The sequence below is a fragment of the Rathayibacter sp. VKM Ac-2929 genome, assembly GCF_022815495.1.
In the GTDB taxonomy this organism is placed as follows: domain Bacteria; phylum Actinomycetota; class Actinomycetes; order Actinomycetales; family Microbacteriaceae; genus Rathayibacter; species Rathayibacter festucae.
The window spans coordinates 642,401-663,127 of sequence record NZ_JALGRV010000002.1 but is presented as its reverse complement, the minus strand read 5'-3'; the positions used below and the strand labels follow the sequence as shown (position 1 = coordinate 663,127).

The window sequence follows — 20,727 nt, the reverse complement described above, 5'->3', positions numbered from 1 at the left end:
CGCTCCTCCTCAGCGCTTCACGCCGTAGCGGAGGAACACCGTTCCGTCCGCGAAGCTGCGCTGCTGCCGGAGCTCGAGGCGGCTGCGGAAGCCGTGCGGGAGGAACGGCGTTCCGCCGCCCACCGCGATCGGCGCCACGTACCAGCGGATCTCGTCGACCACGCCGGCCAGGAGCGCCTGCGCCCCGAGGGTCGCACCGCCGACGGAGACGTCGTGCGGCTTCGAGCGCACCTCCTGCGCCACGCCCACCGGATCGAACGTCCGCTCGAGCCGGGTGCGGCGGGTGCGCACGGCGGGCAGGGTCGTCGAGTAGACGACCTTGTCGGCCGCGCGCCACATCTCCTGGAAGTCGTGGATGAAGGCGAACTGCTCGGCGAGCTCGTAGCCCGCGTCCCAGCCGCGCATGGTCTCGTAGATCCGGTGACCGTAGAGGTACGTGCCCACCCCGGTCTCGGTCTCGTTGATGAAGCGGTGCACCTCGGGACGGGGCGTGGCCCAGCTGAAATCCCCGGTCTCGTCGACGGTGTAGCCGTCGATCGAGGCGACACCGCTGTAGACGAGCGCGCCCACATCGGCCTCCTCTGCAGCCGGATTCGGGTTCCGACCACGCCCGCGAGGGTAGGCGTGAGAGCGCTCCAGCGCAACGGCTGCCGGAGAACAGTCGCCGAACGACGGCCGAGCGGCGCGGGGCGTCCCCCTCCGGGCTCAGTGCCTGCTGCTGAGCAGCGCCAGCACGTCGGCGTGGCGCCCCTCGGCCTCGGCGTCGCGGAGGAAGCGCACCCGGTCGACGAGCACCTCCTCCACCTCCGGCTGCGTGGCGAGGATCCGCACCGTCTCGTCGAGGAACTCGTCCAGCGGCATCGCGCTCGGGTCGTCCTGCTGCCCCATCAGCGTCGTCTGCACGGCCGGCGGCACCAGCTCGATCACCTGCACCGGAGTCTCCGCGAGCTGCGCCCGCAGGCTCTGCGTGTAGGAGTGCACCGCGGCCTTGGTCGCGCTGTAAGTCGGGGTCGCCGGCAGCGGCACGAACGCGAGCCCCGAGGACACCGTCATCAGCACGCCGTCCGGCTTCGCGGCGATCCACGGCGTGAACGCGGTCAGCGTGCGGATCGTGCCGAGCAGGTTGGTCTCGACGATCGCCGCGGCGGTGTCGAGGTGCCCCGAGTCCCGCAGGTCCTCCGGCAGCATGATGCCGGCCATCGTGACGACAACGTCGAGGTCGGGGTGCTCCCGGGTGACCGTCTCGACCGCGGCGGCGATCGACTCCGGATCGGTGACGTCGATCACGACCGAGTGCGAGCCGGGGTGGGCCGCCGTGAACTCGTCCAGCAGCTCGCTGCGGCGACCGCCGAGGATCACCGTGCTGCCCGCGTCGAGGAAGCGCTCGGCGAGGCCCCGGCCGATGCCCGAGGTCGCGCCGGTGATCAGGATGGTGCTGCCCGTGGTCTTCATGTGGTCTCCTCCGTGTCCCGGGCTGTCCCGCCCGGCTGACCCCAGCGTCGCCCTGCGCCGCACGGGCCGGAAGGGCTGGACGATCCAGGGATCGGCGGTCCCTGGTCCGCGATGCGCGCGGACCGGCAGGATGAGCGCATGGACCGACCTGCGCTCGCCGAGTTCCTCCGCGGCCGACGCGAGCGGCTGCAGCCGTCCGACGTCGGCATGCCGCCCGGAGCGCGCCGCCGCACCGCGGGCCTGCGCCGGGAGGAGATCGCCGCCGCCGTCGGCATGTCCGCCGACTACTGGTCGCGGCTGGAGCAGCAGCGCGGACCGCAGCCGTCCGAGCAGATGCTCACCGCGATCGCCCGCGGGCTGCGCCTGGACCTCGACGAGCGCGACCACCTCTTCCGACTCGCCGGGCAGACCCCGCCCGCGCGGCACCGGCGCGACGAGCACGTCTCCCCCGGTCTCCTCCGCGTGCTGGACCGGCTGGACGACACTCCCGCGCTGGTGATCACCGAGCTCGGCGAGACCCTCGTGCAGAACCGCCTGGCCCGCGCCCTCTTCGGCGACGGCACCGCCTGGACCGGCCTGGACCGCAGCGGCATCCACCGCTGGTTCGCGCACCCCGACGAGGCCCGCCGCAGCTACCCCGAGCGCGAGCACGAGCACCAGGGGCGGATGCAGACCGCCCAGCTGCGCTTCGCCGCCGCGGCACCCGACGCCGACCCGCTGGCCGCCCGGATCGTCGCGTCGCTGCTCGCGCGGAGCGAGGAGTTCCGCCGCTACTGGGAGCTGCAGGAGGTCACCGCCCGCTTCGAGGACCACAAGACCCTGCGGCACCCCGAGGTCGGCGAGATCGACGTCGACTGTCAGGCCCTCTTCACCGAGAACCAGGCGCAGGTGCTGCTGGTGCTGACGCCGCGCGCCGGATCGCCCGCCTCCGCCGAGGCCCTCCGGCTGCTCGGGGTCGTCGGCGATCAGCGGCTGACGCCGTCCGCGTAGGGCCGGTCTCGACCGGGGCGGGTGTCCGCGAGCGTCCGTCCGCGCCGGGGCGGGTGTCCGCCGCGCGCCGGGGTCCGCCTAGGGTGGAGGCGGTCGCAGCGAGCGGCCGCGAAGGGTTCCTCATGAAGATCAGCCAGCTGCGTCACTTCGTGGCCGTCGCCGAGGAGCTCCACTTCGTGCGCGCCGCCGAGAAGCTCGGCATCTCCCGCGCGAAGCTCGACTCCTCCGTCGCCGCCGTCGAGCTCGACCTCGGCCGCCCGCTCTTCGAGCCCGGTGCCGCCGCCACGACCCTCACCGCCGCCGGCCGCCAGCGCCTCGCCTCGGCCCGCGAGGAGCTCGCCGCCCTCGGCGACGAGCCGGAGGAGGCCCCCAAGTCCGGCGGCAAGGCCAAGGCCTCGAAGGGCACCGGCCGCGCCCCCGTCGTCAAGGGCCAGCCCAAGCCCTACAAGCGCCGCCAGTCCCGCTGAGGCGCGGTCTCGCGAGGTTCTCCTGTGGGCCCTACCGGGCTCGAACCGATGACATCCACGGTGTAAACGTGGCGCTCTACCAACTGAGCTAAAGGCCCCCGTCGCGGCCGGGCCGCGGACGATCGGGATCGATCCTACGACACGGCTCGCACCGCTACTCTCGGCGCATGGCGGACACGGACGACACCCGCGCGAGGCGCCGGGCCGAGAGCCGCTGGCCGGCCTCCGCCGCGATCCTCGTGGCCGTCGCGCTCAACCTCGTCGGGCACGATCCCGGCACCTCGGTCGTCCGGATCGCCGCGGCGGTCCTGACGCTGGCGCTGCTGATCCCGCTGTTCGTCGTCAACCCGCGGCGGCTGGACACCGAGACCCGCTGGTCCCGCGGAGTGTCGATCGCCCTCGCGGTCGTGCTCGCCGCGGCGAACCAGATCAACGTCGTCCGGGTCGTGATCGACCTCGTCGACGGATCCGCCGACGGCCCGCTGCTGCTGCTCACCGCGCTGCAGGTCTGGGTCACCAACGTCGTCGCCTACGCGCTGATCTTCTGGGAGCTCGACCGCGGCGGCCCCGTCTCCCGCGGCACGCTCGAGCGCTCGCAGCTGCCGCCCGCCGACTTCGCCTTCCCGCAGGACACCTACCGCGACACCGTCAGCGAGGTCGCGGCCGGCTCCTCCGAGAAGGCCGACTGGCGCCCGGGCTTCGTCGACTACCTCTACGTCTCGACGACGAACACCATGGCGTTCAGCCCCACCGACACGATGCCGCTGTCCAGCCGGGTGAAGCTCCTGATGGCCCTCGAGGGCTTCACCGGCTTCGTCCTGCTGGCCCTGGTCATCTCCCGAGCGGTGAACATCCTCAACTGACGCCCTGGCGTGTGCACCCCTGCACCCCTCCCGCGAGATGCCACTTATGAGCGCGACACGCCGTGAAAGGCGGTCACAAGTGGCATCTCGCGGAGGGTGTCAGGCGTGGGCCGGAGTGAGCGCGTCGATCGCGGCGCGGTAGTCGTCCATCGAGCGGGCCTCGCCGGGAGCCGTGATGAAGGTGTCGCGGATGACGCCCTCCTTGTCGATGAGGAAGGTCGCGCGCGTCGCGTAGCCCTTGCCCTCGAGGAAGACGCCGTACTGCTTGGCGACGTCGCCGTGCGGCCAGAAGTCGGAGAGCAGCGTGAAGTCGTAGCCCTGCTTCTCGCCCCAGGCGCGCAGGGTGTGCTTGGAGTCGACGGAGATGCCGATCAGCTCGACCTCCGCGTGCTCGAACAGCGAGAGGTTCTCGCGCAGTGCGCAGAACTCGCCGGTGCAGGTGCCGGAGAAGGCGAGGGGGAAGAAGACGAGGGCGACGTTGCGCCGCCCGTGGAAGTCGCCGAGCTGGATGCGCTCGCCGTACTGGTTCGCGAGTTCGAAGTCGGGAGCCAGCGTGAGCTTCTCGAGAGCCATCGGACGATGTCCTTCCATGCGCACGAATGTCGCGCGAGCACGAGGGGCAATGCTAGACCCGCTCCGCCGATCGGCCAAGGGACCGCGACGATCGGCCGCTGGACGCGGTCCGGATGGAGAAATCCCACAGTGCCCTGTGCGGTTCCGTCGTGGATCGCCACACATGACCGGAATCGCTAGGCTTGCACGGGTGCCCGCGCGCTCCTCGTCATCCGAGGGTCCTGCGCGCGGATCCGCACCGCTTCATGAGAGTGATGTCTCGGGCACGATCTGCCCCCAGAGAGAGGTCGAGGGTGACTGTTAACGATCAGGACCCGTATTCCGTCGGACACGTCGACTCGGATCCCGAGGAAACGTCGGAGTGGAACGAGTCGCTGGACGCGCTCGTCGAGGAGCGGGGTGCCGGTCGCGGACGCGACGTCATGCTCAGCCTCCTCAAGCGCTCCAAGGAGCTGCACCTCGGCGTTCCGATGGTGCCGACGACGGACTACATCAACACCATCGCGGCCGAGAACGAGCCCGACTTCCCCGGCGACGAGGACGTCGAGCGCCGCTACCGCGCCTGGATCCGCTGGAACGCGGCCATCCTCGTGCACCGCGCGCAGCGCCCCGGCATCGGCGTCGGCGGGCACATCTCGACCTACGCGTCGAGCGCCTCGCTCTACGAGGTCGGCTTCAACCACTTCTTCCGCGGCCAGGACCACCCGGGCGGCGGCGACCAGATCTTCATCCAGGGCCACGCCTCCCCCGGCCCCTACGCGCGCGCCTTCCTCGAGGGACGCCTGAGCGAGCACCAGCTCGACGGGTTCCGCCAGGAGAAGTCGCACCAGGGCGGCGGGCTCTCCAGCTACCCGCACCCGCGCCTCATGCCGGAGTTCTGGCAGTTCCCGACCGTGTCGATGGGCCTCGGCCCGATCAACGCGATCTACCAGGCGCAGGCGAACAAGTACCTCACCAACCGCGGCATCAAGGACGCCTCCGACCAGCAGGTCTGGGCGTTCCTCGGCGACGGCGAGATGGACGAGGTCGAGTCGCGCGGTCAGCTCCAGGTCGCCGCGAACGACGGCCTCGACAACCTCAACTTCATCATCAACTGCAACCTGCAGCGCCTCGACGGCCCGGTCCGCGGCAACGGCAAGATCGTCCAGGAGCTGGAGTCGTTCTTCCGCGGCGCCGGCTGGAACGTCATCAAGCTCATCTGGGGCCGCGAGTGGGACGACCTGCTCGCCCGCGACACCGAGGGCGCGCTGCTCGACCTGATGAACAAGACGCCCGACGGCGACTTCCAGACCTTCAAGACCGAGGACGGCGCCTACGTCCGCGAGAACTTCTTCGGCCGCGACGAGCGCGCGAAGAAGCTCGTCGAGGACTACAGCGACGAGCAGATCTGGGGCCTGCGCCGCGGTGGTCACGACTACCGCAAGATCTACGCCGCGATGAAGGCCGCGACGGAGCACAAGGGCCAGCCGACCGTCATCCTCGCGCACACCATCAAGGGCTACGGTCTCGGCCGCAGCTTCGAGGGCCGCAACGCGACCCACCAGATGAAGAAGATGACGCTCGACAACCTGAAGGGCTTCCGCGACACCATGCGGATCCCGATCACGGACGCCCAGCTCGAGGAGAACCCCTACCTCCCGCCGTACTACCACCCCGGTCAGGGCGACGAGGCGATCGAGTACATGCAGGAGCGCCGCCGCGCGCTCGGCGGCTACCTGCCCGAGCGCCGGTCGAAGTACACGCAGCTCTCGCTGCCGGACGACTCGGCCTACAAGATCGGCAAGAAGGGCTCCGGCACGCAGGAGATCGCCACCACCATGGCGTTCGTCCGCATCCTGAAGGACATCCTGCGCTCGAAGGACTTCGGCAACCGCGTCGTCCCGATCATCCCCGACGAGGCCCGCACCTTCGGCATGGACGCGTTCTTCCCGAACGCGAAGATCTACAACCCGCGCGGTCAGCACTACACGTCGGTCGACCGCGAGCTGCTCCTGGCCTACAAGGAGAGCCCGCAGGGTCAGATCCTGCATGTCGGCATCAACGAGGCGGGCGCCCTCGCGGCGTTCACCGCGGTCGGCACGTCCTACTCGACGCAGGGCGAGCCGCTCATCCCGGTCTACGTCTTCTACTCGATGTTCGGCTTCCAGCGCACGGCCGACGCGATCTGGGCGGCGGGCGACATGATGGCCCGCGGCTTCATGATCGCGGCGACCGCCGGTCGCACGACGCTGACCGGTGAGGGCCTCCAGCACGCGGACGGCCACTCGCCGATCCTCGCCGCCACCAACCCGGCCGTCGTCAGCTACGACCCGGCGTACAGCTACGAGATCGCGCACATCGTGCAGGCCGGTCTCGAGCGGATGTACGGCGGCAAGCACCCGGAGCCGAACGTCATGTACTACGTGACGGTCTACAACGAGCCGATCGTGCACCCGAAGGAGCCCGAGGACGTGGACGTGGACGGCATCGTCCGCGGCATCCACCGGGTCTCCTGGGGTCAGTGGGACGGCCCGAAGGCCCAGCTGCTCGCGTCCGGCGTCGCCGTGCCGTGGGCGATCGAGGCGCAGAAGCTCCTCGCCGAGGACTGGGGAGTGTCGGCCGACGTCTGGTCGGTCACCTCGTGGAACGAGCTGCGGCGCGACGGCATCAACGCCGAGCACCACAACTTCCTCTACCCCGAGGACGAGGCGCAGGTCCCCTACGTCACGCAGAAGCTCGCCGACGCGAAGGGCCCCTTCGTCGCCGTCTCGGACTTCTCGCACCAGGTCCCGGACCAGCTGCGCCAGTTCATCCCGGGCGACTTCGCGACGCTCGGAGCGGACGACTTCGGCTTCTCGGACACCCGCGCCGCCGCACGTCGCCACTTCAAGATCGACGGACCGTCGGTCGTGGTGCGCACGCTGCAGCTGCTCGCCAAGCGCGGCGAGGTCGACCCCTCGCTCTCCGCCCAGGCGATCCAGAAGTACAGCCTCCACGACGTGAACGCCGGCACCACCGGCAACGCGGGCGGCGAGAGCTGACGGACGGCTCGGTGCTCTCCTCCGACGACGCGCAGTCGACGCGGGGCACTGCCCCTTCCGCGGAGCGTCCGGCCACCCGGCCGGGCGCTCCGCGGACGAAGGAGCAGACCCTCGCGTGGCTCCGGACCCTCTCGGGCGAGCTGTCCACGCAGACCATCAAGAAGCTCGAGGACACGCTGCCCTGGTACGGCAGCATGCCCCCGGGCCGCCGCTCCGCGGTGGGCATGGTCGCGCAGGCCGGCATCACCTCGTTCATCTCCTGGTTCGACGACCCCTCGGCGACGCCGTGGATCGCCGCCGACGTCTTCGGAGCGGCTCCCCGGGAGCTGCTCCGCTCCGTCTCGCTGACCCAGACCCTCCAGCTGATCAAGGTCACCGTCGAGGTCGTCGAGGAGCGGATCACCAACCGCGGCGAGGACCTGCGCGAGGCGATCCTGCTCTACTCGCGCGAGATCGCCTTCGCCGCGGCCGACGTCTACGCCCGTGCGGCCGAGGCGCGCGGCCTCTGGGACGCCCGGCTCGAGGCGCTCGTCGTCGACTCGATCCTCACGGGCGAGGCCGACGACGAGCTGCCGAGCCGCATCGCGGCCCTCGGCTGGCACGGCCACGGCGAGGTCGCGGTGCTCGTGGGCACCGCGCCGAAGATGCTCGACGTCGACCAGCTCCGCCGCACCGCCCGGCACATGAGCGCCGACGTGCTGATCGGCGTGCAGGGCAGCCGGCTCGTGCTGGTGATCGGCCGCGCCGAGCCGAGCGAGAACGCGACGGAGGAGACCGGCCCGCCGGTCGCCTTCCTCGAGATCGCGAACGCGCTCGAGCCGGGCTTCGGCTCCGGTCACTTGGTCCTCGGCCACGAGGTGCCGACGCTCGTCGAGGCCTCGCGGAGCGCCCGCGCAGCGCTGGCCGGCTTCGCGGTCGCGCGCTCCTGGCGCAACGCCCCGCGGCCGGTGAACGCCGACGACCTCCTCCCCGAGCGCGCGCTCGCCGGCGATCCCCTCGCCCGGCACAGCCTGATCACCCAGATCTACAAGCCGCTGCAGAAGCACTCGACCGAGCTGCTCACCACGCTGTGGGCGTACCTCGACAACGGCCGCTCGCTCGAGGCGACGGCCCGCGAGCTCTTCGTGCACCCCAACACCGTCCGCTACCGCCTGAAGCGGGTGGCGGAGGTGATCGGCTGGGACGCGACGGGCGCCCGCGAGGCGCTCATCCTCCAGTCGGCCCTCATCCTCGGCTCGATGAGCGACCCGGACGGGGCGGTCCGCCGCCGTCCGACCCGCAAGTGAGCCGCTCCCTCCTCGCACCCCGTTGTAGAACCGCCACAAGCTCTTTGTGGTTTGTCAGTACCTCAGAGCGCCGCACGAACCGGCGCGGATCGGAAGACTGAAAGCGTGATCGTCGTCGTCGCCCCGGGTCAGGGCTCCCAGACCCCCGGATTCCTCGAGCCCTGGCTCGCCGTCCCCTCGGTCGCCGAGCAGGTCGCCGCGCACTCGGAGGCGGTCGGCATCGACCTGGCCGCCCACGGCACCGTCTCGGACGCGGACACGATCCGCGACACCGCTGTCGCCCAGCCGCTGATCGTCTCCGCCGGGCTGGTCAGCCTGGCCGCGCTGCTCGAGGGCGGCCGCCGCGAGCGCATCGCAGGCATTGCCGGCCACTCGGTCGGCGAGATCACCGCAGCGGCCGGAGCCGGTGTCCTCTCCGAGCCCGACGCCCTCGTCTTCGTCCGCGAGCGCGCCCGCGCCATGGCCGCCGCGGCCGCCGCGACCCCCACCGCGATGAGCGCCGTCCTGGGCGGCGACGAGGAGGCGCTCCTCGCCCGCCTCGACGAGCTCGGCCTCGAGCCGGCCAACTACAACGGCGGCGGCCAGATCGTCGTCGCCGGTGCGGTCGACGCCCTGCAAGCGCTGAAGGACGAGCCCCTCCGCGGCACCCGCGTCGTCCCGCTGCAGGTCGCCCGCGCCTTCCACACCCGCTACATGGCGCCGGCCCGCGACTCCCTCGCCGGCGTCGCCGCCTCGATCACCCCGGCCGACCCGACGCTGCGCCTCTGGACGAACAGCGACGGCTCCGTCGTCGACAGCGGCTCCCGCTTCCTGGAGCTGCTCGTCGGCCAGGTCGCCTCGCCCGTCCGCTGGGACCTCTGCATGGCGGCCTTCGCCGAGGCCGGCGTGACCGGGCTCATCGAGCTGGCCCCCGCCGGAGCCCTCGTCGGCCTCGCCAAGCGCGGCCTCAAGGGCCTCCCGACCCTCGCGATCAAGACCCCCGACGACCTCGACGCCGCCCGCGCCTTCATCGACGAGCACGCCGCCTAGCAGGAGAGACCCATGACGACCCCTTCCCTCACCCAGTCCAGCGGCAGCCAGTACACCCGCATCCTCGGCATCGGCGCAGCCCGTGGCGACCTCGTCGTCCCGAACGACGACCTCGTCGGCCCGATCAACTCCTCCGACGAGTGGATCCGCCAGCGCACCGGCATCGTCGAGCGCCGCCGCGCCTCCTCCGAGATCCAGGCCGTCGACCTCGCGACGACCGCCTCGCTCGAGGCGATCGAGAAGGCCGGGATCCGCGCCGACCAGATCGGCCTCGTGCTGGTCTCCACGATCAGCAACACCGTGCAGACCCCGTCGCTGGCGGCGCTCCTCGCCGATCGGATCGGCGCGAACCCGGCCCCCGCCTACGACATCTCCGCCGCCTGCGCCGGGTACACCTACGGCATCGCCCAGGCCGACTCGTTCGTCCGCTCCGGCCTCGCCGAGTACGTCCTCGTCGTCGGGGCCGAGAAGCTCTCCGACATCGTGAAGTCGACCGACCGCAGCATCTCCTTCCTCCTCGGCGACGGCGCCGGCGCCGCGATCGTCGGCCCGAGCGACACCGTCGGCATCTCGAAGACCGTCTGGGGCTCCGACGGCTCGAAGTGGGACACCGTCGGGATGGACAACCCGCTCGCCGCCTACCGCGACGGCGTCGCCGAGTGGCCGACGCTGCGCCAGGACGGCCCCTCCGTCTTCCGCTGGGCGGTCTGGGAGATGGCCAAGGTCGCCAAGCAGGCGCTGGCCGAGGCGGGCGTCGCGCCCGAGGACCTCGCCGCCTTCATCCCGCACCAGGCGAACATGCGCATCATCGACGAGCTCGCGAAGCAGCTGAAGCTGCCCGAGACCGTGACCATCGGACGCGACATCGAGACGACCGGCAACACCTCGGCCGCCTCCATCCCGCTCGCGACCCACCGCCTGCTCGAGGAGCACCCCGAGCTCAGCGGCGGACTCGCCCTGCAGATCGGCTTCGGCGCCGGACTCGTCTTCGGCGCGCAGGTCGTGGTGCTCCCTTAGGGGGCGCAGGCCCACCCCTAAACTGACCTACGGTCACACGACGAACACCTCGATCTCGACGTACACCGAGTCGAAACACCCTGATCGAACACCCCTCAAGGAGAGAACCATGGCACTGTCCAACGAAGAAGTCCTCGCCGGCCTGGCCGAACTGGTCAACGACGAGACCGGCATCGCGACCGATTCCGTCGAGATGGAGAAGTCGTTCACCGACGACCTCGACATCGACTCCATCTCGATGATGACCATCGTCGTCAATGCCGAGGAGAAGTTCGACGTGAAGATCCCGGACGACGAGGTCAAGAACCTCAAGACGGTCGGCGACGCGGTCACCTTCATCGTCAAGGCCTCCGCGTAACCAGCGCCCCGCGCTTCCCGTCCTCGCGGCGGACACCCCGGCCAGGGCCCTGAGCCCGGCCGGGGTGCGCCCGGAACCCACCCGTCACGGAACAGAGATCGTCGTCATGAGTCCCAAGAAAATCGTCGTCACCGGCATCGGAGCCAGCACGCCCCTCGGCGGCACCGCTCGCGAGTCCTGGAACGCCCTTCTCGCGGGTGAGTCCGGCGTCAGCACGATCCAGGCCGACTGGGTGACCGAGCTCGAGCTCCCCGTCACCTTCGCCGCGCAGGCGAAGGTGCGCCCGGAGGAGGTCCTCCCCCGGCCCGAGGCCAAGCGCCTCGACCCCTCCAGCCAGTTCGCCCTGATCTCCGCCCGCGAGGCGTGGGCCGACTCCGGCATCACCGACGTCGACCCGCTGCGCGTCGGCGTCGACTACTCCACCGGCATCGGCGGACTCTGGACGCTCATCGACGCGTGGGACACCCTCCGCGAGCGCGGCCCCCGCCGCGTCCTCCCGATGACCATCCCCATGCTCATGCCCAACGCCGCCGCGGCCGCGATCAGCATGTCGATCCCCTCCCGCGCCTACGCCCGCACCGACGTGTCGGCCTGCGCGTCCAGCACCGAGGCGATCGCCAACGCCTACGAGCACCTCCAGCGCGGCCTCGCCGACGTCGTCATCGCCGGCGGCACCGAGTCGGTCGTCCACCCGCTCCCCCTCGCCGCCTTCGCCTCGATGCAGGCCCTCTCGCGCCGCAACGACGACCCGGCCACCGCCTCCCGCCCCTACGACGTCTCCCGCGACGGCTTCGTCCTCGGCGAGGGCGCCGCCACCCTCGTCCTCGAGACCGAGGAGCACGCCCTGGCCCGCGGCGCCCGCATCTACGCCGAGCTCGCCGGCGGCGCCGTCACCAGCGACTCGTACCACATCACCGCCCCCGACCCCGAGGGCTCCGCCGCCGCCCGCGCCATGATCGAGGCTCTCGAGCAGGCCGGCGCCGCCCGCACCGACGTCACCCACGTCAACGCCCACGCGACCAGCACCCCCGTCGGCGACATCGCCGAGTACCGCGCCCTCGCCCGCGTGTTCGGCGACCACCTCCCGAACATCGCCGTCTCCGCCACCAAGGCCGCCACCGGCCACCTCCTCGGCGGCACCGGCGCCCTCGAGGCGATCTTCACCGTCCTCGCCCTGCACGAGCGCACCGCCCCGCCCACCATCAACCTCTTCGAGCAGGACCCGCAGATCCCGCTCGACGTCGTCACCAGCCCGCGCGACCTCGGAGCAGGGCCCCTCGTCGCCCTCTCCAACTCGTTCGGGTTCGGGGGGCACAATGCTGTTGCCGCGTTCCGGTCGGTGTAACGGGGCGTAGCCCCGTCACTCCGAGCGGAACGCGGGCTGCGCCGCGCATCGCGCGGCGCAGGCGCGTCCGCTCCCTGCATGGTCGCGTTCCGCAGGGCCGGTGCGGTGCGGCGACGGCGATCCGCTGGAACGCGGATCGCCGGATGCGCCTCGTGCCGCTAGGGTGGTCGTTCACCGCGAGCCCTCGCCCACAGTTCTGGCAACAAAACCGCATCGCCTGCGGCTCGCTCGGCCGGGCACTCGCTGCAGCACTCCGGGTGAAGTGACCGCATCGCCTGCGGCTCGCTCCGTCCGGAACCTCCGCCAGCGCCCGGCCATGCTGGTCGAGTAGCCCCGCAGGGGCGTATCGAGACCCACCGACGCCGGCCCGCGTTCAGGCGGTGGTGGATCTCGATACGCCCGCTGCGCGGGCTACTCGATCACCATGACGAGCTTGCTGGTCGAGTAGCCCCGCAGGGGCGTATCGAGACCCACCGTCCCCAGCACGGCGGACCAGCAGCCGGATCCCGACGTTCCGACGAGCCGAAGCGCGTCTCACGAGCCGAAGATGCGCCCACCCTTCAGAGTGTCGCGCGCACCGTATCGCCGGGCGCCCCGAGGCGCATCCGGCGATTCGCGTGCCAGCGAATCGCCGTCGCCGCCCGCACCCCGCTCTGCAGAACGCGACCACCTCCCCGAGCCGACCGCGCTGCGCCGCGCAAGGAGCGGCGCAGAAGTGGGCACCGCCCGCTCAGCCGACGCTGTGCATCCAGATGACCCGCGCGAAGTCGCTGGCGGCGCGGAACGGCTCGAGCTCGTCCTCCCAGGCCTGGCCGAGGGCGAGGCGCAGCTCGCGGTGCAGCTCGATGGGGTCGGCTCCGGCGGTCTCCATGGCGGAGCGGATGCGGTCCTCGGGGACGACGGTATTGCCGGCGCTGTCCGTCTGCGCGTAGAAGACGCCCAGCTCGGGCGTGTGCATCCAGCGGCCGCCGTCGACGCCAGGAGAGGGGTCCTCGGTCACCTCGTAGCGGACGTCGGCCCAGCCGCGGAGCGCGGAGGCGATCGCCGCGCCGGTGCCGACCGGTCCCTCCCAGGCGTACTCGGTGCGCTGGGCGCCGCGCTGCACCGGCTGCTCGATCCAGTCGAAGTTCACGGCACGACCGAGAGCGCGACCCGCTCCCCATTCCAGATGGGGGCAGAGCGCGCGGGGGGCGGAGTGCACGAAGAGCACACCCCGAGTCTGTTGCGTCACCACGCTGTCCTCCGTCCGTCCTGGTGCGTCTTCCCCAACGACCTGGACCACGAGCGACGTGCAGTGCCTTCTTGTGCGGTGGACGAGCCACCAGTCGAGATTATGCAGGACCCTCCGCGCCACGACAAGGCGCCTCGCCGCTCCCGCCGCCGGGTCGCGCAGATCCCCTGCCTATACTCGGGAAAGTCCGCCCGAACCGCGGCGTCGCCCGGCTCCGGGCCCGCGACCCGCTCGAGAGGAGCCCCGTGTCGGTCCGCGACGGTCTGCTCGCTCTTCTCACCCTCGGTCCCGCCTACGGTCTGCAGCTGCACGCCGAGCTGCTCGATCGGGCGGCCCACCGCCGCCGGGTCAACGTCGGGCAGATCTACTCCACGCTCGACCGGCTCCGCGAGCGCGGCCTCGTCGCGGCGGCGGGATCGACGGAGGACGGCCTCCCCCTGCACGCGCTCACCGACGAGGGCCGGGCCGAGGCGCTCGCCTGGCTGAGCGGCGAGGGCGCCTCCGCCGAGGAGGACTGGGACGACGTGCTCGACCGCATCCTCCTCGCCTCGAGCCTCTCCGACGCCGACCTCGATGCGGTCCTCGACGCCTACGGGAGCACGCTCCCCGAGGAGCAGGAGGCTCTCGACGAGCACCCGCAGCGCCGCCTCGCCGCACGGGCGGTGCTGGTGCGCGACGACGCGCTGCGCCGGCTCCTCGACGCCGCCAGAGAGGAGCTCGCCGGGGCGGGCGACGGAGCGGCCGTCCGCGGCTACGCCCTCGAGCGCCCGCGGCGCGGACGCAAGGCGGCGGCGCGGGACGACGCCGCGACCGAGGGGCCGCTGAGCGCACAGAACGACCGGCACGAGACAGGCGCGGGCGCCGTCGCCTAGGGTGGGGGCTATGATCCGTTCGCCTCTCGGCCTCCGCGTGTCCACCTCCGCGCGCCGACGGCTCGTCGCAGCCGGAGCGGGCACGGTCCTCGTCCTCTGCGCCGCCCTGGCCGCGCCGATGGCGGCCAACGCCTACGACCCGGCCGACTACCCGTCCTGGTCGGACGTCGAGGCCGCGAAGTCGAGCGAGACCGCGACCGCCGCCGAGGTCGACCGCATCACCGCGATCCTCGCCGACCTGCGCGATCAGGCCGCCGCCCTCACCGACGCCGCCATCTCCCGCGCGTCCGAGGCCGACGCCGCTCAGAGCGCGCTCGATGAGGCCACCCAGCGCGTGACCGCCCTCGAGGAGCGCGCCGCCGCGGCCCGTGCCGACGCGGACGCCGCGAAGGAGCAGGCAGGCCGGCTCGCCGCTCAGCTCTACCGCAACGGCGGCACCGACGCCACGCTCAACCTCCTGGTCGGCGGCGATCAGTCCGACAAGCTGCTCTACCGCCTCGGCACCATGAGCCAGCTCACCCTGCAGACCAGCCGCCTCCAGAGCGACGCCGAGTCGACCGAGAACGCCGCCGCCTCCCTCGCCGAGCAGGCGGAGCAGGCGCGCACGGAGCGGCTCTCCCTCGTCAGCGCCGCGCAGGACGCGCTCGCCACGGCGCAGGCCGCGCAGTCCGAGGCCGACGCGAAGGTCGCCGACCAGGAGCAGTACAGCGCCGGGCTCTACGAGCAGCTCGCCTCGCTGAAGAACACCACGGCCGCGCTCGAGGAGGAGTTCGCCACCGGTCAGGAGGCGAAGGCCGCGTTCGAGGAGCAGGAGCGCCTCTCCCGCCTCGCCGCCGAGGCGGAGGCCCGGCGTCAGCAGGCCGCGAAGGCGCCGTCCGCACCCTCCGCTCCGGCACCGGCGGCGCCCGCGGCCCCGTCGACAGGCGGAGGCGGCGGCCCGGTCGAGCTCGGCGACGACGACGCGTCCGGCAAGGACAGCAGTGCGAAGACCATCGCCGCGCTCGGCAGCTACGCCGGCCGGACCGACGGCATGTCGCCGGCGCAGGCGCAGAACTACGCGCGCTCCGTCATGGGCGTCCACGGCTGGGGCCAGGATCAGGCCGACAGCTGCCTCATCCCGCTCTGGAACGGCGAGTCGGGCTGGCGCTGGAACGCGCTGAACCGCTCCTCGGGCGCCTACGGCATCCCGCAGGCGCTGCCGGCGAGCAAGATGGCGACCTACGGCGCGGACTACCAGACCAACGCCGCGACCCAGATCGACTGGGGTCTGGCCTACATCTCCGACCGCTACGGCTCGCCGTGCGCGGCCTGGTCGGCCTGGAACAACCGCTCGCCGCACTGGTACTGAGCCACTGCACCGGAGCCTCGGTCGGGCAGTCGCGTCACTTCGCCTCGTCGTAGGCGTCGACGATCGCGACGGTGACCGGGAAGTCGATGTCCTGATCGCCGAACAGCGCCCGCCCGGCGCGCACGGCGGCCTCGAGCACGACCGCGGCGACCCGCTCCGCCTCCTCCGCGGGCGCGTGCACGATCACCTCGTCGTGCAAGAAGTAGACGAGGTGCGCGAGCGCGCCCTCCGCGCGCAGCCGGGCCCGCAGCTCCCCCATCCAGCAGAGCGCCCACTCGGCGGCCGTGCCCTGCACGACGAAGTTGCGGGTGAAGCGCCCCCAGTCGCGGGCGCGCTGACCACCGGCGTCGACGTCGCCGGGCGGTGAGCTGCGTCCGAGCCGGGTCGACACCCGCTCGCCCCGCTCGCCGGCGCGGGCGGCCGCCTCGACGTGCGCGACGGAGAGGGGGTACGCGCGCGTGAGCCGCGGGAGCAGCCGACCGGCCTCACCGCTCGTCGCCCCGTACATCGCGCCGAGCATCGCCACCTTCGCCCGCGGCCGGTCCGGGACGACTCCCGCGTCGACGATGCCCTGGTAGAGGTCCTTGCCCCGACCCGCGGCGGCCATCACGGAGTCGCCCGCCAGCGCGGCGAGGATGCGCGGCTCCAGCTGCGCCGCATCGGCGACCACCAGCTTCCAGCCCGCGTCCGCGGTCACTGCGGCGCGGATCTGCCGCGGCAGCTGCAGCGCTCCCCCGCCCGACGTCGCCCAGCGGCCGGTGACGACGCCGCCGACGACGTACTCCGGTCGGAAGCGCCCGTCGTGCACCCAGGCGTCGAGCCAGGCCCAGCCGTTGGCGGTCAGCAGGCGCGAGAGCTTCTTGTACTCCAGCAGCGGCGGGATCACCGGATGCTCGATCGAGGTCAGCTCCCAGGAGCGGGTCGACTCGACCGTGAGTCCGGCGCGGCGGAGCGCGCGCAGGAGGTCCGCCGGCGAGTCGGGGTTCAGCTCGGGCGCGTCCAGCTCACGGCGGATGTCGTCGGCCAGGGCCTCGAGGCGGGCCGGCCGTCCGCCGAAGCGCGGACGCGGGCCGAGCAGATCGGTGAGGACGCGGTCGTGGACGTCGGCGCGCCACGGCAGCCCGGCCGCGGCGATCTCGCGGGCGATCAGCGCGCCGACCGACTCCGCGGCGAGCAGGAGTCGCAGGCGCCCGCCCTGCGCGGCCGCTGCCAGCGCCTCCTCCTGCCGGGCGAGCTCGACCAGCGGGTCCAGCTCGTCCGTCTCCGCGGGCGCCTCCTCGAAGCCGAGCAGCGTGTCGCCGGCGACCGGGGCGGCGGCCCCGGCGTCCCAGGCGTCGGGAGCCGCGCGGGCGAGCGGCGAGCGCGCCGTCTGCTCCGAACGGCGGAGGATCGCCCGGGCGAGGCGGAGATCGTGGCAGCGCGCGACGTGCACGCCCTCGGCCAGGAGAGCCGGGTACCAGCGGGCGGTGTCGTCCCAGACCCAGCGCGGACGCTCCGCCTCCCGCTCGCGGACGAAGGCGGCCAGCTCGACCGGACCGCGCCCGCCGCCCACCTCGGCCCCCGAGCCGTCCGAGACGACCGCCCGCCACTCCCCCGTGGGGCCACCGGTGAGCGCGATAAGCATCCGGCCATTCTCCTCCGCGGGTGCGCGAGCTCGGACGACGGCCTCGGCCGCCGGACTCACGGCGCGGGCGCCCCGGCCGGCCTCGACGCCGGGTAGCCCGGGAACGGCTTCTCCTGCGCGGTCAGCGGCTGATGCGCCCACAGCGTGGCCGCGATGGTCTCCATCGACCGCGAGTAGCCCACCAGCGTCCGCTTGCCCGGCTCCGCGGCCCAGGTGACGGCCCGGAACCAGCTCTCGCGGTACGGTCCCGTCTCGATCCTGCGGATCAGCCCGATCCGCCCGGTCCGCATCGCGTCCACCATGACCCACTCGTCGGGCCCGCTGCTGCGCAGCATCTGGAGGGGACTCCACTCGATCATCTCGCCTCCTGCCCGGTCGATCCGCTGCCGTGGCGAGCACGGGCGCCGCGGCGTACACTCGCAGACTATCGAACACATGTTCGAACGGCCAGTCGAGTCCGGCGGGTCGAGAGGAGCAGGCGGGAGCACCCACGATGGCGGTGACCGAGGAGACGGCGATGGTCGCGACCGACGGCGACGGAGTGCCCGTCGCACTCGAATGGCGCGGCGCCAGCTATCGGGTGAGCGATCGGCCGACGGTCTGGACGCGCACCAGCGACTGGTGGGCGCCGCTCGACGGCTTCCCGCCGACGTTCGGCGGCGTGCCGGTCAGCATCGGCGGCTGGCGCTTCCAGGCGACCGATCTCGAGACGGGCGGAGCGTTCGTGCTCGACGTCGTCGCCTCGACGGATCCGTGCTGGAGCGTGGTGCGGTACTACGAGTGAGGGCGGGCGGGTGCGACCCCGGACCCCGCTACTTGCCGTCGGACCAGGGCGCCTTCGTCATGGCGACCAGAGCCGCGACTCCGGAGACGAGGCCGACACCGGCGATGGCGGCTACGACGAGCCAGAGCACGAGTTCCATAGGGCCAGTCTACCGAGTGCGTCGAGCCCCCGTTCCATCGCCCGGCTCTGCAATAGCGTGAGCGGAATGACCGACTCCCCCACGCGCGCGAGCGTCGGACTGCGCTCCGAGCGCGGTCCGATCCTCCTGGCGCTGATGATCTCGACCGCGCTGGTCGCCCTCGACGCGACCATCCTCTCCACCGCGGTGCCCTCGATCGTCGCGGACCTCGGCGGCTTCGAGCAGTTCCCCTGGCTGTTCTCCATCTACCTGCTCGCCCAGGCGGTCTCCGTCCCGCTCTACGGCAAGCTCTCCGACGTGATCGGCCGGAAGCCCATCATGCTGATCGGGATCGGCCTCTTCCTCGTCGGCTCGCTGCTCTGCGGCCTGGCCTGGAGCATGCCCGCGCTGATCGCCTTCCGCGCCCTGCAGGGCCTCGGCGCCGGGGCGATCCAGCCGATGGGCATCACCATCGCCGGCGACATCTACACGGTCGCCGAGCGGGCGAAGACCCAGGGCTACCTCGCCAGCGTCTGGGGCATCTCCTCGGTCGTCGGCCCCACTCTCGGCGGCGTGCTCTCGGACCTGGGCGCCTGGCGCTGGATCTTCCTGGTCAACATCCCGCTCTGCCTGCTCGCGGCCTTCCTCCTGATCCGCAGCTTCCGCGAGACCACCCGCGGCGAGCGCACCCCGCTCGACCTCGCCGGCGCGTCGGTGCTCGCCGTCGGCACCGCGCTGCTGATCCTCGGCCTGCTCGAGGGCGGCAACGCCTGGCCCTGGCTCTCGCCCGCGGGCGTCGGCGTCTTCGTCGTCGCGGCGCTCGCCTTCGCCGGCTTCGTCGCCATCGAGCGCCGAGCGGTCGCCCCGGTGCTGCCGCTCTGGGTGCTCACGCGGCGGGTGCTGCTCTCGACGAGTCTCGTCTCGGTGACGGTCGGCGCGATCACGCTCGGCGTCACCTCCTACTTCCCGACCTTCGCGCAGGGCGTCCTCGGCAGCTCCGCCCTCGGCGCCGGCTTCGCGGTCGCCGCGATGACGATCGGCTGGCCGGTCGCGGCGAGCCTCTCCGGCAGGCTCTACCTGCGGATCGGCTTCCGCCGCACGGCCTTCCTCGGCGCGGCGCTGGTCACCATCGGCACCGGGCTGACGATCCTCCTCGGCGCCTCGTCGAGCCTCTGGGAGATCGCGGGCTTCTGCGTGCTGATCGGCGCCGGGATGGGTCTGGTCGCGACGCCGACCCTCATCCGCGCGCAGGCGAGCGTCGAGTGGAACGAGCGCGGCGTCGTGTCCTCGACGAACTTCTTCGCCCGCAACATCGGCAGCGCGATCGCCGTCGCGGTGTTCGGCGCGATCGTCAACGCCCAGGCCGGTGGCGGCGATCCGACGCCCGAGGGCCTCGCGGCCGGCACCCGCTTCGTCTGCATCGCGCTGACGGTGCTCGCCGTCGGCATGCTCTTCGCGGTCCGCGCGATGCCGAAGGACGACCCGCGACCGGCCGAGGCTCCGGCCGCGACCCCCGCGGAGTCCTAGCGCGGAGCGCGGCGGGCGGCGGAGAGGGCCCTCAGCCGCTCCACGTGCCGGCGCCGGGTGCGGTGGATCCAGCGCTGCACCGGGTCGCCGAGCCCGGGGTGCCGGCGCAGCGTGTGCAGGGCGCGGTCGAGGCGCCGCACCATGTCGGCCGCGGCGCCGAACGGTCGCGCCGAGATGCCGACCTCCAGGTGGCGGTCGTAGACGATCCGGTGGCGCAGGCCCAAGTGCACGCTGATCTCGACGTCGTCGTGCACGTAGGGGTCGTCGCGGTGCATCTCCCCCGCGATCTCCTGCCAGGCCGAGCGGCGGACGGCGCAGTTCGAGCCGAAGAGCGGCCAGTTGGCCAGCGCGGAGCCCATCAGCACGAAGTACGCGTCCATGTAGACGATCCGGGCGAGGTTCCGCGCGACCGGGCCGAGCTCGACGAACCGGCCGGGGCCGGTCACCGCTCCGACGCCCGGGTCGGCGAAGTGTGCGGCGATCCGCGCGAGCCAGTGCCGGTCGGGCTGAGAGTCGGCGTCCAGCCGGGCGAGCACGTCGCCCTCCGCCTCGTCGAAGCCGTGCGCCGTGCTGGCGGGTATGCCGGTCCCGCCGTGCACGATCACCCGCGCGCCCGCTGCACGGGCGACGTCCGCGCTGTCATCGGTGCTGCCGTCGTCGACGACGACGATCTCGAAGGGGGCGAGGGTCTGCTCGGCCAGGAGGGCGAGCAGCCGCTCGAGGTGCCGGGCGTCGTCCTTGACGGGGACGACGACGGAGATGCGTCGGGAGTCCATCAGGACAGTCAACTCGATCCGGGCCCTCGCCCGGACATCCGCCACGC

The 20,727-nt window shown here is 72.3% G+C and carries 20 protein-coding genes and 1 tRNA gene; 13 read left to right on the top strand and 8 right to left on the bottom strand.

What is annotated here, in order from left to right; genetic code table 11:
- Positions 1 to 9 precede the first annotated feature (9 nt).
- Together MT355_RS07650 and MT355_RS07645 are read right to left on the bottom strand one after the other, a co-directional pair.
- Positions 10 to 570, bottom strand: a complete 561-nt coding sequence (locus MT355_RS07650) for a dihydrofolate reductase family protein (RefSeq protein WP_123732139.1) — start codon at positions 568 to 570, stop codon at positions 10 to 12.
- Between the two features lie 135 nt (positions 571 to 705).
- Positions 706 to 1,452, bottom strand: a complete 747-nt coding sequence (locus MT355_RS07645; RefSeq protein WP_243599075.1) for an SDR family oxidoreductase — start codon at positions 1,450 to 1,452, stop codon at positions 706 to 708.
- A gap of 138 nt (positions 1,453 to 1,590) precedes the next feature.
- Here MT355_RS07645 and MT355_RS07640 point away from each other — a divergent pair, with 138 nt between their 5' ends.
- Positions 1,591 to 2,442 carry a helix-turn-helix transcriptional regulator gene (locus MT355_RS07640; protein ID WP_243599074.1) on the top strand — a complete coding sequence of 284 codons (852 nt, stop codon included), beginning with the start codon at positions 1,591 to 1,593 and terminating at the stop codon, positions 2,440 to 2,442.
- 122 nt (positions 2,443 to 2,564) lie between these two features.
- Positions 2,565 to 2,909: a LysR family transcriptional regulator gene (locus tag MT355_RS07635; protein WP_123445667.1), complete on the top strand. Its 345-nt coding sequence runs from the start codon at positions 2,565 to 2,567 to the stop codon at positions 2,907 to 2,909.
- 25 nt (positions 2,910 to 2,934) lie between these two features.
- Here the strand turns inward: MT355_RS07635 and MT355_RS07630 are convergent.
- Positions 2,935 to 3,007: transfer RNA gene (locus MT355_RS07630), tRNA-Val, on the bottom strand.
- 69 nt (positions 3,008 to 3,076) lie between these two features.
- Between MT355_RS07630 and MT355_RS07625 the strand changes: the two genes are divergently transcribed.
- Positions 3,077 to 3,772, top strand: coding sequence for a hypothetical protein (locus MT355_RS07625; protein WP_243599073.1), 696 nt, complete (start codon positions 3,077 to 3,079; stop codon positions 3,770 to 3,772).
- A 99-nt stretch (positions 3,773 to 3,871) separates the two neighbouring features.
- On the opposite strand, the gene MT355_RS07620 is transcribed toward MT355_RS07625, so the two are convergent.
- Positions 3,872 to 4,345: a peroxiredoxin gene (locus MT355_RS07620; RefSeq protein WP_123445665.1), complete on the bottom strand. Its 474-nt coding sequence runs from the start codon at positions 4,343 to 4,345 to the stop codon at positions 3,872 to 3,874.
- A gap of 293 nt (positions 4,346 to 4,638) precedes the next feature.
- Between MT355_RS07620 and aceE the strand changes: the two genes are divergently transcribed.
- The 6 genes from aceE to MT355_RS07590 all read left to right on the top strand — a co-directional run bounded on the left by aceE (position 4,639) and on the right by MT355_RS07590 (position 12,400).
- Entirely contained in the window at positions 4,639 to 7,365 is a 2,727-nt protein-coding gene (aceE, locus tag MT355_RS07615; RefSeq protein ID WP_243599072.1) for a pyruvate dehydrogenase (acetyl-transferring), homodimeric type, read from the top strand.
- Between the two features lie 140 nt (positions 7,366 to 7,505).
- Positions 7,506 to 8,651 (top strand): CdaR family transcriptional regulator, encoded by a 1,146-nt coding sequence (locus MT355_RS07610; protein ID WP_243599292.1) that lies wholly within the window; start codon positions 7,506 to 7,508, stop codon positions 8,649 to 8,651.
- 105 nt (positions 8,652 to 8,756) lie between these two features.
- Entirely contained in the window at positions 8,757 to 9,680 is a 924-nt protein-coding gene (locus tag MT355_RS07605; protein ID WP_243599071.1) for an ACP S-malonyltransferase, read from the top strand.
- 12 nt (positions 9,681 to 9,692) lie between these two features.
- A complete protein-coding gene (locus MT355_RS07600; RefSeq protein ID WP_243599070.1) occupies positions 9,693 to 10,697 on the top strand; it encodes a beta-ketoacyl-ACP synthase III in 1,005 nt (334 codons plus the stop codon).
- A 109-nt stretch (positions 10,698 to 10,806) separates the two neighbouring features.
- Positions 10,807 to 11,055, top strand: coding sequence for an acyl carrier protein (locus tag MT355_RS07595; RefSeq protein WP_123445660.1), 249 nt, complete (start codon positions 10,807 to 10,809; stop codon positions 11,053 to 11,055).
- 106 nt (positions 11,056 to 11,161) lie between these two features.
- Positions 11,162 to 12,400, top strand: coding sequence for a beta-ketoacyl synthase (locus tag MT355_RS07590; RefSeq protein WP_123703161.1), 1,239 nt, complete (start codon positions 11,162 to 11,164; stop codon positions 12,398 to 12,400).
- Between the two features lie 730 nt (positions 12,401 to 13,130).
- On the opposite strand, the gene MT355_RS07585 is transcribed toward MT355_RS07590, so the two are convergent.
- A complete protein-coding gene (locus tag MT355_RS07585; protein ID WP_243599291.1) occupies positions 13,131 to 13,610 on the bottom strand; it encodes a DUF3145 domain-containing protein in 480 nt (159 codons plus the stop codon).
- 266 nt (positions 13,611 to 13,876) lie between these two features.
- On the opposite strand from MT355_RS07585, the gene MT355_RS07580 reads away from it, so the two are divergent.
- Together MT355_RS07580 and MT355_RS07570 are read left to right on the top strand one after the other, a co-directional pair.
- Positions 13,877 to 14,503 carry a PadR family transcriptional regulator gene (locus MT355_RS07580; protein ID WP_243581738.1) on the top strand — a complete coding sequence of 209 codons (627 nt, stop codon included), beginning with the start codon at positions 13,877 to 13,879 and terminating at the stop codon, positions 14,501 to 14,503.
- A gap of 10 nt (positions 14,504 to 14,513) precedes the next feature.
- Entirely contained in the window at positions 14,514 to 15,851 is a 1,338-nt protein-coding gene (locus MT355_RS07570; RefSeq protein WP_123735479.1) for a hypothetical protein, read from the top strand.
- 34 nt (positions 15,852 to 15,885) lie between these two features.
- On the opposite strand, the gene MT355_RS07565 is transcribed toward MT355_RS07570, so the two are convergent.
- Positions 15,886 to 17,475: a bifunctional 3'-5' exonuclease/DNA polymerase gene (locus MT355_RS07565; RefSeq protein ID WP_243599069.1), complete on the bottom strand. Its 1,590-nt coding sequence runs from the start codon at positions 17,473 to 17,475 to the stop codon at positions 15,886 to 15,888.
- Between the two features lie 56 nt (positions 17,476 to 17,531).
- Complete coding sequence (locus tag MT355_RS07560) at positions 17,532 to 17,834, bottom strand: hypothetical protein (RefSeq protein ID WP_123445655.1); 303 nt, start codon at positions 17,832 to 17,834, stop codon at positions 17,532 to 17,534.
- A gap of 134 nt (positions 17,835 to 17,968) precedes the next feature.
- Here MT355_RS07560 and MT355_RS07555 point away from each other — a divergent pair, with 134 nt between their 5' ends.
- Both MT355_RS07555 and MT355_RS07550 read left to right on the top strand, forming a co-directional pair.
- Positions 17,969 to 18,259: a hypothetical protein gene (locus tag MT355_RS07555; protein ID WP_243599068.1), complete on the top strand. Its 291-nt coding sequence runs from the start codon at positions 17,969 to 17,971 to the stop codon at positions 18,257 to 18,259.
- A 205-nt stretch (positions 18,260 to 18,464) separates the two neighbouring features.
- The gene (locus MT355_RS07550; protein WP_243599067.1) at positions 18,465 to 19,904 is read left to right on the top strand and encodes an MDR family MFS transporter; all 1,440 of its coding nucleotides are present in this window, start codon (positions 18,465 to 18,467) and stop codon (positions 19,902 to 19,904) included.
- Here the strand turns inward: MT355_RS07550 and MT355_RS07545 are convergent.
- Positions 19,901 to 20,680 carry a glycosyltransferase family 2 protein gene (locus MT355_RS07545; RefSeq protein ID WP_123735474.1) on the bottom strand — a complete coding sequence of 260 codons (780 nt, stop codon included), beginning with the start codon at positions 20,678 to 20,680 and terminating at the stop codon, positions 19,901 to 19,903. The genes MT355_RS07550 and MT355_RS07545 overlap by 4 nt on opposite strands.
- Between the last annotated feature and the right edge of the window lie 47 nt (positions 20,681 to 20,727).

What these genes read in the sequence shown, in the direction of transcription:
- MT355_RS07645 (WP_243599075.1), bottom strand. Translation starts at nt 1,452, where the DNA reads ATGAAGACCACGGGCAGCACCATCCTGATCACCGGCGCGACCTCGGGC.
- MT355_RS07640 (WP_243599074.1), top strand. Translation starts at nt 1,591, where the DNA reads ATGGACCGACCTGCGCTCGCCGAGTTCCTCCGCGGCCGACGCGAGCGG.
- MT355_RS07635 (WP_123445667.1), top strand. Translation starts at nt 2,565, where the DNA reads ATGAAGATCAGCCAGCTGCGTCACTTCGTGGCCGTCGCCGAGGAGCTC.
- MT355_RS07625 (WP_243599073.1), top strand. Translation starts at nt 3,077, where the DNA reads ATGGCGGACACGGACGACACCCGCGCGAGGCGCCGGGCCGAGAGCCGC.
- MT355_RS07620 (WP_123445665.1), bottom strand. Translation starts at nt 4,345, where the DNA reads ATGGCTCTCGAGAAGCTCACGCTGGCTCCCGACTTCGAACTCGCGAAC.
- MT355_RS07600 (WP_243599070.1), top strand. Translation starts at nt 9,693, where the DNA reads ATGACGACCCCTTCCCTCACCCAGTCCAGCGGCAGCCAGTACACCCGC.
- MT355_RS07595 (WP_123445660.1), top strand. Translation starts at nt 10,807, where the DNA reads ATGGCACTGTCCAACGAAGAAGTCCTCGCCGGCCTGGCCGAACTGGTC.
- MT355_RS07590 (WP_123703161.1), top strand. Translation starts at nt 11,162, where the DNA reads ATGAGTCCCAAGAAAATCGTCGTCACCGGCATCGGAGCCAGCACGCCC.
- MT355_RS07570 (WP_123735479.1), top strand. Translation starts at nt 14,514, where the DNA reads ATGATCCGTTCGCCTCTCGGCCTCCGCGTGTCCACCTCCGCGCGCCGA.
- MT355_RS07565 (WP_243599069.1), bottom strand. Translation starts at nt 17,475, where the DNA reads ATGCTTATCGCGCTCACCGGTGGCCCCACGGGGGAGTGGCGGGCGGTC.
- MT355_RS07560 (WP_123445655.1), bottom strand. Translation starts at nt 17,834, where the DNA reads ATGATCGAGTGGAGTCCCCTCCAGATGCTGCGCAGCAGCGGGCCCGAC.
- MT355_RS07555 (WP_243599068.1), top strand. Translation starts at nt 17,969, where the DNA reads ATGGCGGTGACCGAGGAGACGGCGATGGTCGCGACCGACGGCGACGGA.
- MT355_RS07550 (WP_243599067.1), top strand. Translation starts at nt 18,465, where the DNA reads ATGACCGACTCCCCCACGCGCGCGAGCGTCGGACTGCGCTCCGAGCGC.
- MT355_RS07545 (WP_123735474.1), bottom strand. Translation starts at nt 20,680, where the DNA reads ATGGACTCCCGACGCATCTCCGTCGTCGTCCCCGTCAAGGACGACGCC.